Origin of the sequence: Clostridium sp. UBA5988 (assembly GCF_002435615.1) — a bacterium.
Lineage (GTDB): Bacteria > Bacillota > Clostridia > Clostridiales > Clostridiaceae > Clostridium_J > Clostridium_J sulfidigenes.
This window is the reverse complement of record NZ_DJBA01000052.1, coordinates 1-14,872: the sequence shown is the minus strand read 5'-3', so window position 1 is coordinate 14,872 and position 14,872 is coordinate 1. Positions and strand designations below refer to the sequence as shown.

General features: G+C 34.1%; 13 protein-coding genes and 1 other annotated feature. All 13 genes read right to left on the bottom strand.

Annotated elements, in window-relative coordinates; all coding sequences use genetic code 11:
* Positions 1–34: 34 nt before the first annotated feature.
* Positions 35–2,092 (bottom strand): elongation factor G, encoded by a 2,058-nt coding sequence (gene fusA / locus B3J31_RS11795; protein ID WP_150842119.1) that lies wholly within the window; start codon positions 2,090–2,092, stop codon positions 35–37.
* Between the two features lie 75 nt (positions 2,093–2,167).
* A complete protein-coding gene (rpsG, locus tag B3J31_RS11790) occupies positions 2,168–2,638 on the bottom strand; it encodes a 30S ribosomal protein S7 (protein ID WP_035135028.1) in 471 nt (156 codons plus the stop codon).
* A 128-nt stretch (positions 2,639–2,766) separates the two neighbouring features.
* Positions 2,767–3,144 (bottom strand): 30S ribosomal protein S12, encoded by a 378-nt coding sequence (rpsL, locus tag B3J31_RS11785; protein ID WP_035135030.1) that lies wholly within the window; start codon positions 3,142–3,144, stop codon positions 2,767–2,769.
* A gap of 93 nt (positions 3,145–3,237) precedes the next feature.
* On the bottom strand, positions 3,238–3,474 hold the full coding sequence (locus tag B3J31_RS11780; protein ID WP_150842120.1) for a ribosomal L7Ae/L30e/S12e/Gadd45 family protein: 237 nt from the start codon (positions 3,472–3,474) through the stop codon (positions 3,238–3,240).
* 115 nt (positions 3,475–3,589) lie between these two features.
* Positions 3,590–7,114: a DNA-directed RNA polymerase subunit beta' gene (gene rpoC / locus B3J31_RS11775; protein ID WP_150842121.1), complete on the bottom strand. Its 3,525-nt coding sequence runs from the start codon at positions 7,112–7,114 to the stop codon at positions 3,590–3,592.
* Between the two features lie 20 nt (positions 7,115–7,134).
* Positions 7,135–10,905, bottom strand: a complete 3,771-nt coding sequence (rpoB, locus tag B3J31_RS11770; RefSeq protein WP_150842127.1) for a DNA-directed RNA polymerase subunit beta — start codon at positions 10,903–10,905, stop codon at positions 7,135–7,137.
* Between the two features lie 336 nt (positions 10,906–11,241).
* Entirely contained in the window at positions 11,242–11,607 is a 366-nt protein-coding gene (rplL, locus tag B3J31_RS11765; protein ID WP_035135036.1) for a 50S ribosomal protein L7/L12, read from the bottom strand.
* Positions 11,608–11,682: 75 nt separating this feature from the next.
* Positions 11,683–12,189 (bottom strand): 50S ribosomal protein L10, encoded by a 507-nt coding sequence (gene rplJ / locus B3J31_RS11760; RefSeq protein ID WP_035135037.1) that lies wholly within the window; start codon positions 12,187–12,189, stop codon positions 11,683–11,685.
* A gap of 31 nt (positions 12,190–12,220) precedes the next feature.
* Positions 12,221–12,346 (bottom strand) — a sequence feature (ribosomal protein L10 leader region).
* Between the two features lie 31 nt (positions 12,347–12,377).
* Positions 12,378–13,067 (bottom strand): 50S ribosomal protein L1, encoded by a 690-nt coding sequence (rplA, locus tag B3J31_RS11755; RefSeq protein ID WP_035135051.1) that lies wholly within the window; start codon positions 13,065–13,067, stop codon positions 12,378–12,380.
* Positions 13,068–13,132: 65 nt separating this feature from the next.
* Entirely contained in the window at positions 13,133–13,558 is a 426-nt protein-coding gene (rplK, locus tag B3J31_RS11750; RefSeq protein ID WP_035135039.1) for a 50S ribosomal protein L11, read from the bottom strand.
* Positions 13,559–13,650: 92 nt separating this feature from the next.
* Complete coding sequence (gene nusG, locus B3J31_RS11745; RefSeq protein WP_150842122.1) at positions 13,651–14,172, bottom strand: transcription termination/antitermination protein NusG; 522 nt, start codon at positions 14,170–14,172, stop codon at positions 13,651–13,653.
* A gap of 45 nt (positions 14,173–14,217) precedes the next feature.
* A complete protein-coding gene (gene secE / locus B3J31_RS11740; RefSeq protein WP_035135043.1) occupies positions 14,218–14,442 on the bottom strand; it encodes a preprotein translocase subunit SecE in 225 nt (74 codons plus the stop codon).
* A 39-nt stretch (positions 14,443–14,481) separates the two neighbouring features.
* A complete protein-coding gene (rpmG, locus tag B3J31_RS11735) occupies positions 14,482–14,631 on the bottom strand; it encodes a 50S ribosomal protein L33 (protein WP_035135045.1) in 150 nt (49 codons plus the stop codon).
* Between the last annotated feature and the right edge of the window lie 241 nt (positions 14,632–14,872).

Genomic DNA, 14,872 nt, shown 5'->3' with positions numbered 1-14,872 from the left:
AACATTTTTATTTTCACTTTTTATATATTCTTAATTATTTCTTAGATAATTGCTCTTGAATACTCTTTGGAACTTCTTCATAGTGATCAAATACCATTGAGTAAACACCTCTACCTTGTGTTTTTGATCTTAAAGTAGTTGCATATCCAAACATTTCAGATAATGGAACGAAGGCTCTGATGATTTGAGCTCCATTAATAGCTTCCATACCATCAATTCTTCCTCTTCTTGAGTTTACATCTCCCATTACATCTCCCATGTACTCTTCTGGAACTGTAATTTCAACTTTTTCCATTGGCTCAAGTAATACTGGGTCTGCTTTAGCCATAGCATTTTTAAATGCCATAGATCCAGCAATTTTAAATGCCATTTCTGATGAGTCAACTTCGTGGTATGATCCGTGTACAAGTCTAATCTTAAAGTTGATAGTCTCGTAACCAGCAATTATACCATTCTTAGCTGCTTCTCTTATACCATTATCAATTGGAGCAATATATTCTTTAGGAATAGCTCCTCCTACAACAGCATTTTCAAATACATATTCACCTTCGATTGGTTCCATTTCTATTACGCAGTGACCATATTGTCCTTTACCACCTGATTGCTTAGCATATTTAGCTTCAGCCTTAACAGCTTTTCTAATTGTTTCTTTATAAGCAACTTGTGGTGCACCAACGTTACATTCAACTTTGAATTCTCTTGTTAATCTATCTACGATAATATCTAAGTGCAACTCACCCATACCAGCGATGATTGTTTGACCTGTTTCTTGATTAGTATAAGTTTTGAATGTTGGATCTTCTTCAGCAAGTTTTGCTAAAGCTATTCCTAGTTTTTCTTGACCAGCTTTTGTCTTTGGCTCAATAGCTACAGATATAACTGGCTCTGGGAATTCCATTGATTCAAGAATTATTGGTTTATCATCTGAACATAAAGTATCTCCTGTTGTAGTTCCTTTAAGTCCAATAACTGCTCCGATTTCACCTGCTTCTAACTCTTCTACTTCTTCTCTATGGTTAGCATGCATCTTAACAAGTCTTCCGATTCTTTCCTTTTTACCCTTAGTTGAATTAAGTACATAAGTACCACCTTTCATTATACCTGAGTAAACTCTTGTAAATGCAAGTTTTCCTACGAATGGGTCAGTAGCAATTTTAAATGCTAAAGCAGACATTGGAGCTTCATCTGATGCTTCTCTTGAATCTTCTTCTCCATCTAATGTAGTACCATTAACAGCAGGGATATCTAGTGGAGATGGTAAATAAGCAACAACGCCATTTATCATTTCTTGAACCCCTTTGTTTTTATATGATGATCCGCATATGCATGGAACTATTTCATTTGCTATAGTAGCTTTTCTTAATGCAGCATGTAATTCCTCTTCAGTGATTTCTTCACCTTCAAGGTACTTCTCCATTAATGTTTCATCAGTTTCTGCTATAGCTTCAACCATAGCCATTCTATACTCTTCAGCCTTATCAGCTAACTCTGCTGGAATTTCTTCAATTCTTACATCAGTTCCTAAATCATCATAAGTTATGATAGCATGATTAGCTATTAAATCTATCATTCCCTTAAAGTTCTCTTCTGCACCTACTGGAATTTGTATTGGCACTGCATTAGCCTTTAATCTATCTCTTACAGTTTTAATACATCTGAAGAAATCAGCACCAGTAGCATCCATTTTATTAACATAAATCATTCTTGGAACACCATACTTGTCTGCCTGTCTCCAAACAGTTTCAGTTTGTGGTTCAACTCCGCTCTTAGCATCAAGTACTGTAACAGTTCCATCTAGTACTCTTAATGATCTCTCAACCTCAACTGTAAAATCTACGTGTCCAGGAGTGTCTATAATATTTAATTCATGATCTTTCCAAAAACATGTTGTTGCAGCAGAAGTAATTGTTATACCTCTTTCTTGTTCTTGAACCATCCAGTCCATTTGAGATGCACCTTCATGAGTTTCTCCTATCTTATGAGTTTTACCAGTATAAAATAAAATACGCTCTGTTGTTGTAGTTTTACCTGCATCTATGTGAGCCATAATTCCGAAATTACGGAATTTCTCTAAAGGGTATTTTCTAGCCATTCCTATTTCCTCCTCTTAACGAGTAATTTTAAATTCGACAAAACTGTTTTGGCCTTAGCCAAAACAGTTCTTGTATTAGTATCTGTAATGAGCAAAAGCCTTATTTGCTTCAGCCATTTTATGAGTATCTTCTCTCTTCTTAACTGCAGCTCCTGTGTTGTTTGAAGCATCGATTAACTCGTTAGCTAATCTTTCTCTCATATATTTCTCGCCTCTTTTTTCACAAGCTAGCAACATCCATCTAATACCTAATGTTTGTCTTCTCTCTGGTCTAACCTCGATAGGTACTTGGTATGTAGCTCCACCTATTCTTCTAGCTTTAACCTCAAGTAATGGCATTATATTGTTCATAGCTGCCTCAAAAACCTCTAGAGGTTCTTTTCCAGTTTTTTCACGAATGATATCGAAAGCATCATAGCATATTTTTTGTGCTACACCCTTTTTTCCATCTTCCATAACACTGTTTATTAATTTAGTAACAACTTTTGAATTGTACATTGGATCTGGTAATACATCTCTTTTTGCAATAAATCCTTTTCTTGGCACTTTTCTTCCCTCCTTAACATTGTAAAATTAACTCATAGGTACTCGATATCTCTACCGCAAAGTGCTCTGCTCTTATAATCTATGTAAATCTATATAAATTCGAAGGCATAGCACTCTTTAATTAAGACCTATTTTTGTTTTGGTCTCTTAGCACCGTATTTAGATCTTGATTGTAATCTGTTTGCTACTCCAGCAGAGTCTAAAGCTCCTCTAACTATGTGGTATCTGCAACCTGGAAGGTCTTTTACTCTTCCTCCTCTTATAAGAACAACGCTGTGCTCTTGTAGGTTGTGTCCTTCACCTGGAATATAAGCAGTTACTTCGTATCCGTTTGTAAGTCTAACTCTCGCTACTTTTCTTAACGCTGAGTTTGGCTTCTTAGGAGTACTTGTTTTAACTACAGTACATACTCCTCTTTTTTGTGGACACTCTTTTAATGCTGGTGCTGTAGATTTTGAAGCTAATGTCATTCTACCTTTTCTTACTAATTGGTTTATAGTTGGCATTATTTCACCTCCTTAAAATAATTACTAATGCTTATCTATTCACACAATAATATTATGATAGATATTCTATAATAAATTAGTCATTAGCAAACCTTAAATTATGAGTGCAGTTGCAGCTGAAACATCAATTCCACACAATACACCTAGTTCTTTCATAGTATCAATTTCTATAATTTCTAGGGATCTGTCTGCTGCTAATTTAAGTATAGGTTCTAGTAGTTTGCTATCTGCATCTTTTGCAACATACAGTTTACAACCTAGATTGTTCTTTAAGGCTTTAGCTGTTTGCTTTACTCCAACAACCTTTTCCCCAACAAGTCTAGTCACCATACTAACCCCCCTCATAATTTCAATTCATAAAGTGATAAAATACTATTTTATCAATCACATACAAAATGTATTTTATCACTTTATATAATTCATGTCAATAGAACTAACTCTAAGATTAAGCGTTAATTTCTACCTCTGCAACTGGCTGATTTTCACAGATTTCAATTCCTCTGTATCTATTCATACCAGTTCCAGCAGGAATTAACTTACCTATAATTACATTTTCCTTTAATCCTACAAGCGGATCTATCTTTCCTTTGATAGCTGCATCTGTAAGGACTCTTGTGGTCTCTTGGAATGACGCTGCTGATAAGAATGAATCAGTTGCTAGTGCTGCTTTAGTTATTCCTAATAGGGCAATCTTACCCTCAGCTGGTTTTCCACCTAGTGCTAAAGCTTTTTCATTTGCTTCTTCAAAATCAAATATATCCATCATTGTTCCTGGTAGTAACTCAGTATCACCTGATTCTTCTACCTTTATTTTTCTAGTCATTTGTCTTATAACTACTTCAAGATGTTTATCGTTTATATCAACACCTTGTAATCTATAAACTTTTTGAACCTCAGATAAAAGATAGTTTTTAACACCCTTAACACCTTTAATTCTTATTATGTCATGTGGATTTACTGATCCTTCAGTGATTTCATCTCCAGCGTCTATTATATCTCCATTGATTACTTTAATTCTTGAACCAAATGGTATTTCATAAGTGAACTCTTCACCGGAGTTACTTGTTACTATAACAGTTCGCTTTTTCTTAGTTTCTTCCATTCTTACTGTACCTGCACAGTCACTTACTATTGCAAGCCCCTTTGGTTTTCTGGCTTCAAATAATTCTTCAACCCTTGGAAGACCCTGAGTAATATCTGCTCCAACAACTCCACCTGTATGGAATGTTCTCATTGTAAGCTGAGTTCCTGGTTCTCCTATAGATTGAGCTGCTATAATACCAACAGCCTCACCTATGTCGATTTTTTGAGCTGTTGCCATGTTCATACCATAACATTTAGCACATACCCCTATTTTAGCATTACAAGTAAATACAGATCTTATTTTAACTTTCTTAACACCGGCTTTTTCAACTTTTTCTGCCATAGCAGCATTCATATACTCATCACATTTAACTAGAACTTCTCCTGTTTCTGGATGAACTATATCTTGAGCACTATATCTTCCAGAAAGTCTTTCACTTAGTGGTTCAATTACTTCATTTCCTTCTTTAATTTCACTAACTTCATAACCTTCTTTAGTTCCACAATCCTCTTGTCTCACTATAACATCTTGACTAACATCAACAAGTCTTCTTGTTAAGTATCCAGAGTCCGCAGTTTTAAGGGCTGTATCAGCATTTCCTTTTCTAGCTCCGTGAGTAGATATGAAATATTCTAATACTTCAAGTCCTTCTCTAAATGAAGCTCTGATTGGAAGTTCAATGATTTTACCTGATGGACTAGCCATAAGTCCTCTCATACCTGCTAATTGTTTAATTTGACTCTTAGATCCTCTGGCTCCTGAGTCAGCCATCATATTTATCGGATTAAACTTATCTAAGCTATCCATAAGAGCGTCAGCTACTTCCTCAGTTGTTTTTGTCCACTTGTCTATAACTTTTTCATATCTCTCATCTTCAGATATGAATCCTCTTCTATACATCTTTTCTATCTTTTCAATAGTATTATCAGCATCTGCAAGTAATTCTTTCTTAATTTCTGGAACTTCCATGTCAGAAACAGCTACTGTTACAGCTCCGATAGTAGAGAAATGATATCCTTTTGCTTTTATATTATCAAGCATCTTAGATGTTTCAGAAGGACCATATAATGTGTAACATTTATCTATTATATTTCCCAAGTTTTTCTTACTTACTAAGAAATCTATCTCTAATTTGAATTCATTTTCAGGTAGAGTTCTATCAATAAAACCTAGATTTTGAGGTATTGATTCATTAAATATAAGCTTTCCTAATGTGGTATCTATAATTCCATAATGTTTTTCTCCATTAATAATTTTAGATACTTTAACTTTAATAGCTGCATGTATATCTACATCCTTAGCTTCATATGCCATCATCACTTCTTCTGGTGATGAGAACATTCTTCCTTCACCCTTAGCGCCTTCTTTATCTAATGTTAAGTAATAAGAACCAAGAACCATATCTTGAGTAGGTACACAAACTGGTTTACCATCTGAAGCTTTCATAATATTATGCGCTGCAAGCATTAAAAATCTTGCTTCTGCTTGTGCTTCAACTGATAGAGGAACGTGTACCGCCATTTGGTCTCCATCAAAGTCAGCATTATATGCTGTACATACAAGTGGATGTAGTTTTATAGCTCTTCCTTCTACAAGTATTGGTTGGAAGGCTTGAATTCCTAATCTATGAAGTGTTGGAGCACGGTTAAGTAATACTGGATGATCTTGAATTACCTCTTCAAGGACATCCCATACTTGAGGCTGAACTCTTTCAACCATTCTCTTTGCACTCTTAATGTTGTGTGCAACTCCACTTTCAGTTAATTTTTTCATAACAAACGGCTTAAATAATTCTAATGCCATTTCTTTTGGAAGTCCACATTGATACATCTTAAGTTCAGGTCCAACAACGATAACTGAACGTCCAGAGTAGTCAACACGCTTACCAAGCAAGTTTTGTCTAAATCTTCCTTGCTTTCCTTTAAGCATATCTGATAGAGATTTTAATGGCCTATTTCCTGGACCTGTTACTGGTCTACCTCTTCTTCCATTATCAATTAGTGAATCTACTGCTTCTTGAAGCATTCTTTTCTCATTTCTAACGATAATATCAGGTGCTTGTAAATCTAGTAACTTTTTAAGTCTATTATTTCTATTTATTACTCTTCTGTATAAATCATTTAGATCAGATGTAGCAAATCTTCCACCATCTAATTGTACCATTGGTCTTAAATCTGGTGGTATAACAGGTATTACATCTATAATCATCCACTCTGGTTTATTAGTTGATTTTCTAAATGATTCTACAACATCAAGTCTTCTAATAGTTCTTATTTTCTTTTGTCCTGTACTTGTTTTAAAATCTTCTTTAAGTTCTGCAGAAAGCTTATCTAAATCTATATCTTGTAATAAGACTTTTACAGATTCTGCACCCATTCCTGCTACAAAGCCATCATAACCATATTTATCTACGGCTTCTCTATAGTCTTTTTCTGTTAATATTTGCTTCTTATCAAGTGGTGTATCCTTTGGATCTAGCACTACATAAGCAGCAAAATAAAGTACTTTCTCTAAAGAACGTGGTGACATATCAAGGATTAATCCCATACGAGATGGAATTCCTTTAAAATACCAAATGTGAGATACAGGGGCAGCTAGTTCTATATGCCCCATTCTTTCACGCCTTACTTTAGATTTTGTAACTTCAACTCCACATCTGTCACACACTATACCTTTGTATCTAACTCTTTTGTATTTACCGCAATGACATTCCCAGTCTTTCATTGGTCCAAATATTCTCTCGCAGAACAGACCATCTCTTTCCGGTTTTAATGTTCTATAGTTGATTGTTTCAGGTTTTTTTACTTCCCCTCTAGACCACTCTCTGATCTGTTCTGGTGAAGCTAACCCTATTTGTATTGCATCAAAATTATTTAATTCAAACAAGGGTACATCCTCCCTTCAATTTAATGTTCATCATTAAAATCATCTAAAACTAAATCACTGTCTATGTCAGATTCTAAATCAATATCTAAACCTGACTCTAGATTTGGCTCTAATTCATCATCGAAATCATCTAATTTTATGTCTTCAAAATCTGAATCCTCTTCTACATCTGATGAATCAGTATCTATTGGCTCAATATATTCTTTTACAGGTTCTTTAGTAAAAGAATCCTCTTTACCTTCTATGTTTACTTCTAAATCTTCAGCTTCGTCATCAACAGATTCTTTAAGTTTAATCTCCTCATGATTCTCATCTAAAAGCTTAATATCTAAGCATAATGCTTGAAGTTCTTTAATAAGTACCTTAAATGATTCTGGAACTCCTGGCTCAGGTATATTTTCACCTTTTACAATAGCCTCATAAGTTTTAACTCTACCTACAACATCATCTGACTTAACTGTTAGAATTTCCTGAAGTGTATGAGCTGATCCATAAGCTTCAAGGGCCCAAACTTCCATCTCACCAAATCTTTGCCCTCCAAATTGAGCTTTACCACCCAACGGTTGCTGAGTAACTAATGAGTATGGACCTGTAGATCTAGCATGTATCTTATCATCAACTAAGTGGTGCAGCTTTAATATATACATGTAGCCTACTGTAACCCTATTATCAAACGCTTCTCCTGTTCTTCCGTCATAAAGTACAGTTTTACCATCTCTATTATATCCTGCTTTTTCTAAGCAATCTTGAATTTCTGTATCTAAAGCACCATCAAATACTGGAGTAGCTATATGCCATCCAAGTTCACTGGCAGCCCATCCTAAATGAACCTCAAGTACCTGACCTATATTCATACGTGATGGAACTCCTAGAGGGTTTAAACATATTTGAAGTGGTCTTCCATCAGGTAAGAATGGCATATCTTCTAATGGTAATACTCTAGATATAACACCTTTATTACCATGTCTTCCCGCCATCTTATCTCCAACAGATATTTTTCTCTTTTGAGCTATATAACATCTTACTAATTGATTTACACCCGGTGGAAGTTCATCAGCATTTTCTTTTGTAAATACTTTTACATCTACAATTATACCAGCTTCTCCATGAGGAACTCTAAGTGAAGTATCTCTTACTTCTCTTGCCTTCTCTCCGAATATAGCTCTTAATAATCTTTCTTCTGCTGTTAGTTCAGTCTCTCCCTTAGGAGTAACTTTACCTACTAAAATATCTCCTGATCTTACTTCTGCACCTATTCTAATTATTCCACGCTCATCTATATCTTTTAGAGCATCTTCACCTACGTTTGGTATGTCTCTTGTAATTTCTTCTGGTCCTAGTTTAGTATCTCTAGCTTCTGACTCATATTCTTCAATGTGAACTGAAGTAAAGATATCATCTCTTACTAGTTCCTCAGATATAAGCATAGCATCCTCGTAGTTATAACCTTCCCAAGTTATAAATCCAATTCTAATATTTTTACCTAATGCAATTTCTCCTAAATCTGTAGAAGGACCATCAGCTAAAACCGTATTTATATCAACTTTTTCTCCTTTATCAACTATAGGACGTTGATTTATACAAGTACCAGAGTTAGATCTCTTGAATTTTAATAGGTTATATACATCTGTACCACCATCTATATCTCTTTTTATTCTTATTTCATTTCCACTAACATAAGATACAACCCCTGCATTCTTAGCCTTAGGTAATACTCCTGAGTCTACTGCAGCTTTATATTCTATACCAGTACCAACTACTGGTGCTTGTGTTTTTAGAAGTGGAACTGCTTGCCTTTGCATGTTTGATCCCATCAGTGCACGAGTAGCATCGTCATTCTCTAAGAAAGGTATCATTGCTGTAGCAACTGATACAATCTGTCTTGGAGAAATATCAATTAAATCTACTTGCTCTCTTGGTACTATTATAACTTCTGATTTTTCTCTAACAGTAACTTTTTTATCTATGAAGCTTCCATCTTCAGCTAATGGCTCACTAGCTTGTGCTACAAGATAATTATCCTCTTCATCAGCAGTTATATATATAATCTTATCTGTAGCTTTACCTGTTTCCTTGTCAACAACTCTATATGGAGTCTGCATAAATCCATATTCATTAACCTTAGCATATGTAGCTAATGAGTTAATTAACCCTATGTTAGGTCCTTCTGGTGTCTCTATAGGACACATTCTTCCATAATGAGAATAGTGAACGTCTCTTACTTCAAATCCCGCTCTTTCTCTTGATAGTCCTCCTGGTCCTAATGCAGATAATCTTCTTTTATGTGTTAACTCAGATAATGGATTTGTTTGATCCATGAATTGTGATAGCTGTGAACTTCCAAAGAACTCTTTAATAGCTGCCACAACAGGTCTTATATTTATTAAAGCCTGTGGAGTAATTATTTCTTGATCTTGAACAGTCATTCTTTCTTTTACTACTCTTTCCATTCTTGATAAACCAATTCTAAATTGGTTTTGTAATAATTCACCTACAGATCTTAATCTTCTATTTCCTAAATGGTCTATGTCATCTACATATCCTATTCCGTACGCCAATCCCAACTCATAGCTTAATGTAGCATATATGTCGTCTCTAATTATATGTTTTGGAACCAACTTGTTTGCGCTAGCCTTTATTTGTTCTTTAATTTCATCCTCATTATGATATGTTTCTAATATCGCTTTTAATGTAGGATAGTGAACATATTCTTTAATGTTTAGCTCAGAAATATCAAAGCTTACATGTTTAGATAAATCAACAAAGTTATTCCCTATAACTCTTATAACTCTATCATCAACCTGAATATCTACAGAATTTATACCTAAGTTTTGTATTTCTGCAGCTAATTCTCTACTTATTTTATTTCCCTTTTCAACTATAATCTCACCTGTAGAAGGATTAATTATGTTTTCAGCAGCTATTTGATTAGTAATTCTCCACTTAACAGCTAACTTCTTATTAAATTTGTATCTACCTACTTTTGATAAATCATATCTTTTCGCATCAAAGAATAAAGACTCTATCAATGAAATGGCACTATCCACAGTTGGTGGCTCACCAGGTCTTAGTCTCTTATAAATCTCTAGTAATGCATCATTCTTTTCTTTTGTATTATCTTTTTCTAAGGATGCTTTAAGTCTCTCTTCTTCTCCAAAAACCTCAAGAATCTCAGCATCACTTCCATAGTTTAGCATTACCCTCATAAGTACTGTAATAGGTAACTTCCTTGTCTTGTCTATTCTCACATAAATTACATCATTAGAGTCAGTCTCGTATTCTAACCAAGCTCCTCTATTTGGTATAACTGTTGAAGAAAATAACTTTTTACCAGTCTTATCAACAGTATAATTATAATATACTCCTGGAGATCTAACTAACTGACTTACTATAACTCTTTCAGCTCCGTTAATAACAAAGGTTCCTTGATCAGTCATTATTGGGAAATCACCCATAAAGACTTCTTGTTCCTTTATTTCTCCTGTTTCATTATTTTGTAACCTAACTTTCACCTTTAATGGTGCTGCATAAGTAGTATCTCTTTCTTTGCACTGCTCAACAGAATACTTAATGTTCTCCATATCCAATTTATAGTTGACAAATTCTAAAGATAAGTTGCCAGTATAATCTTGTATAGGATTAATATCATCAAATACCTCGTGCAATCCTTCAGCTAAAAACCAATCGTATGAATCAATTTGAACTTCGATTAAGTTTGGCATTTCAGCCGTATCTTTTACTTTGGAAAAGCTCATCCTTTCCCTTTTACCAACTTTTACAGGATGTACCATATAATTTTCACCCCTTGTATAAACTAAAATAACCCAAGACACACTTTCCCCTAGGACTTTGTGTTTCGGACTTACACTTATTCATCATGCAATTCTATCCAATTTGCAGAAAAATATTCATATAATTATAATTCTATATAAATATACGAAGAATATTCCCCTTAAATATGGACATATACACGACTTGATTTACTTTATTCGCATTGAATTATATTATCATTATTTTTATTTAATGTCAATATATAATAAACTTATTTATTAAGTTATCTTTATTTCTTTTGTTACAAAAATGGAGTACTTAAATTAAGTACTCCACAATGTAAATCCATTGACTTACTATTTTACTTCTACAGTAGCTCCAACTTCTTCAAGTTTAGCTTTCATGCTTTCAGCATCATCTTTGCTTACAGCTTCTTTAATTGTTTTAGGAGCTCCATCAACTATATCTTTAGCTTCTTTTAATCCTAATCCAGTTAATTCTCTAACAACTTTTATAACTTTTATTTTTCCAGCTCCAGCATTAGTTAATACTACGTCGAACTCAGTTTTTTCTTCAGCTGCTGCTCCAGCAACTGCTCCACCTGCAACTGCTACTGGTGCTGCTGCACTTACTCCAAATTCTTCTTCACAAGCCTTAACTAACTCGTTTAATTCTAAAACACTCATATCTTTTATAGCTTGAATCATATCTTCTCTTGTCATTTTAAAATGCACCTCCGAAATTTTTAAATTATATTTTTATTTTCTCTACGTTTTCTAAATTCTTACTTAGACTAATTACTCTGCTGCTTCTTCACCTTTTTTCTCAGCTATAGCATTTAATAAATATGCTAAGTTTGAAAGTGGAGCTTTGAAGCTTCCAAGTAGTTTTGCAATAAGTACATCTCTTGATGGAATTGATGCGATCTCTTTAATTTGAGCTTCACCAAATAACTCACCTTGGACTACTCCTGCTTTTAATTGAAGTTTTTTATGAGTTTTTGCAAAGTCATTTAAAACTCTAGCTGGTGATGTTGGATCATCATATCCTAAAGCTATTGAAACTGGTCCTTGAAGATATTGATCTAATCCTTCAATTCCTAATTCCTTTGCAGCTAATGTAACTAGTGTATTTTTATATACTCTATATTCAACACCTGCTTCTCTTAGTGCTTTTCTTAATTGTGTATCTTCTTCAACATTTAGTCCTTGATATTCACTAAGAACAACTCCTTGAGCTTTTTCTAACTTTTCCTTTATTTCAGCAACTTTTGCTTCTTTTAAAGATCTATTTTTACTTTGCACTGTGTATCCACCTCCTTACAGCTTTCACTGTATATTAAAAAATTAAGGTCTCTCCGCAGACACGAAGAGACCAATAAAATCATTTATTAGCATCCTCGGTAGGTATTTAGTTACGCTTTTCAGCACCTACTGTCTACGGAATATATTCAACTTTTGTATTATAACACATTAAAAAATTTAATGCAATATTAATCTAACACTTTTGTTGGATTAATTTTTACTCCTGGTCCCATAGTTGATGCTACAGTAACAGATTTAATATATTGTCCTTTTGCAGCAGCTGGTTTAGCCTTAACAATAGCATCCATTAAAGTATGGAAGTTATCCATTAACTTTTCAGATCCGAAAGACTTCTTACCAATTCCTACGTGAACTATAGCTGTTTTATCTACTCTGTATTCAACTTTACCAGCTTTAATATCATTTAGAGCTTTTGCTACATCAAATGTAACAGTACCTGATTTAGGGTTTGGCATTAAACCTTTAGGTCCTAATACTCTACCTAGTCTTCCAACTACACCCATCATATCTGGAGTAGCTACAACTACGTCAAACTCAAACCAGTTCTCTTTTTGGATTTTATCTACTAGTTCTTCTGCTCCAACGAAATCAGCTCCAGCAGCTTCTGCTTCTTTTGCTTTGTCTCCTTTAGCGAAAACTAATACTCTAACAGTTTTACCTGTTCCATGAGGAAGTACTACTGCTCCTCTTACTTGTTGATCTGCATGTCTTGGGTCAACACCAAGTCTTACGTGAACTTCTATTGTTTCATCGAATTTAGCTTTTGATGTCTTTATTGTAAGTTCCATAGATTCTGCTGGTGTGTATAGAGCATTCTTGTCTATTAACTTAGCGCTCTCTATGTAATTCTTTCCCATTTTAGCCATTTTGCATCCTCCTTTGTGGTATTAACGGTTTTTGCCTCCCACCGAATTAATTGAAATTACTCTTCGATTACTATTCCCATGCTTCTAGCTGTTCCAGCTATCATGCTCATAGCAGCCTCTAATGATGCAGCATTTAAGTCTGGCATCTTTAATTCAGCTATTTCTTTAACTTTAGCTGCTGAAACTGTTGCAACCTTAGTTCTGTTTGGAACGCCTGATCCACTCTCTATTCCAGCTGCTTTCTTTAATAATACTGCTGCTGGTGGAGTTTTTAGTATAAAACTAAATGATCTGTCTTGGTAAACTGTAATTACAACTGGTATTATCATACCTGGTTGATCCGCAGTTTTTGCGTTGAACTCCTTACAGAATCCCATAATATTTACACCGTGTTGACCAAGTGCAGGTCCTACTGGTGGTGCTGGTGTTGCCTTTCCTGCAGGAAGTTGAAGTTTTATCATTCCTGTTATTTTCTTAGCCATGAGTTTACACCTCCTATATTGTGGTAATCGGACTTTTATAAGTCCTCCCACTTAAATAGAATTTAGTCTTTTAGACATCATTCTACTAAGTCTTAAAGTTTTTGTATTTGATTAAAATCAAGTTCAACAGAGGTTTCTCTGCCAAACATGTTAACTAATCCTTTAATTTTATGTTTTTCTATAGATATTTCAGTAATTGTAACAATGAAGTCTTCAAATGGTCCTGATACAACCTTCACTTGTTCTCCAACTTCAACATCTACAGTAACTTGTTTTTCAACTATTCCCATATTGTGAATTTCATCTTCTGTTAAAGGCACCGGTTTTGATCCAGGACCTACAAATCCAGTAACTCCTCTAGTATTTCTAACAATATACCAAGAATCATCAGTCATAACCATCTTAACCATCACATATCCTGGAAATACTTTTCTTAATGTAACTTTTTCTTTACCATCCTTGATTTCTACTTGCTCTTCCATAGGAACTTGAATGTCATGAACAAACTCTTCAAGATTTCTATTTTCAATAGCTTTTTCAAGATTAGCCTTAACTTTATTCTCATATCCAGAATATGTATGAACTACATACCATCTTGCTTTTTCTCCTGTCATAGCTACAGGGGCGTAATTATACCAACCCCTTACCTCCCTTTTAAATTATTTAAAAATCAAATTAAAAAGGTTTTTAAAACCAGCATCTAACAAACCTACAGTTATTGCATAAAGAAGACAAAAGCATATTACCGCCATAAGAGCTTTCTTAAGCTCATCTTTTGTAGGCCATGTTACTCTTTTAAATTCCGCTTTTAAGTCGATAAAAAACTGTACTATCTTCATTCGTTTTTTAGGGTTAATTACTTTACCCTCAACTTTTTCAGCCATAATTTTCACATCCCCAAAATATTTCAAGTTCTTAAAGAACTATTTTGTTTCTTTATGAAGTGTATGTTTGTGGCAGAATCTGCAGTATTTTTGCATTTCGATCCTGTCTGGATTATTCTTTTTATTTTTCATTGTGTTGTAGTTTCTTTGTTTACATTCAGTACATGCTAAAGTTATTTTAACTCTCACAATCTACACCTCCTAGTTTATGCGTATTTAATTTTATTTATAAAACCAATAATTTTTCCTTGATAATATATCGTTAACTGCAATTGCTACTTAAACAACTTATCACAAGTTACCACTTATGTCAATTGTAAATAATTCCTTGCAATCATTATACTATAAAATTATTAAAGATACCTTATTGATTTTTCTTTTAAAAGGACTAGGTTTAGAACCCAGTCCTATTTTAAATCTTAATTATTCG

What these genes read in the sequence shown, in the direction of transcription:
- B3J31_RS11780 (WP_150842120.1), bottom strand. Translation starts at nt 3,474, where the DNA reads ATGGTGACTAGACTTGTTGGGGAAAAGGTTGTTGGAGTAAAGCAAACA.
- secE (WP_035135043.1), bottom strand. Translation starts at nt 14,442, where the DNA reads ATGGCTGAAAAAGTTGAGGGTAAAGTAATTAACCCTAAAAAACGAATG.
- nusG (WP_150842122.1), bottom strand. Translation starts at nt 14,172, where the DNA reads ATGACAGGAGAAAAAGCAAGATGGTATGTAGTTCATACATATTCTGGA.
- rplA (WP_035135051.1), bottom strand. Translation starts at nt 13,067, where the DNA reads ATGGGAAAGAATTACATAGAGAGCGCTAAGTTAATAGACAAGAATGCT.
- rplK (WP_035135039.1), bottom strand. Translation starts at nt 13,558, where the DNA reads ATGGCTAAGAAAATAACAGGAATGATAAAACTTCAACTTCCTGCAGGA.
- rplL (WP_035135036.1), bottom strand. Translation starts at nt 11,607, where the DNA reads ATGACAAGAGAAGATATGATTCAAGCTATAAAAGATATGAGTGTTTTA.
- fusA (WP_150842119.1), bottom strand. Translation starts at nt 2,092, where the DNA reads ATGGCTAGAAAATACCCTTTAGAGAAATTCCGTAATTTCGGAATTATG.
- rpoB (WP_150842127.1), bottom strand. Translation starts at nt 10,905, where the DNA reads ATGGTACATCCTGTAAAAGTTGGTAAAAGGGAAAGGATGAGCTTTTCC.
- rpsL (WP_035135030.1), bottom strand. Translation starts at nt 3,144, where the DNA reads ATGCCAACTATAAACCAATTAGTAAGAAAAGGTAGAATGACATTAGCT.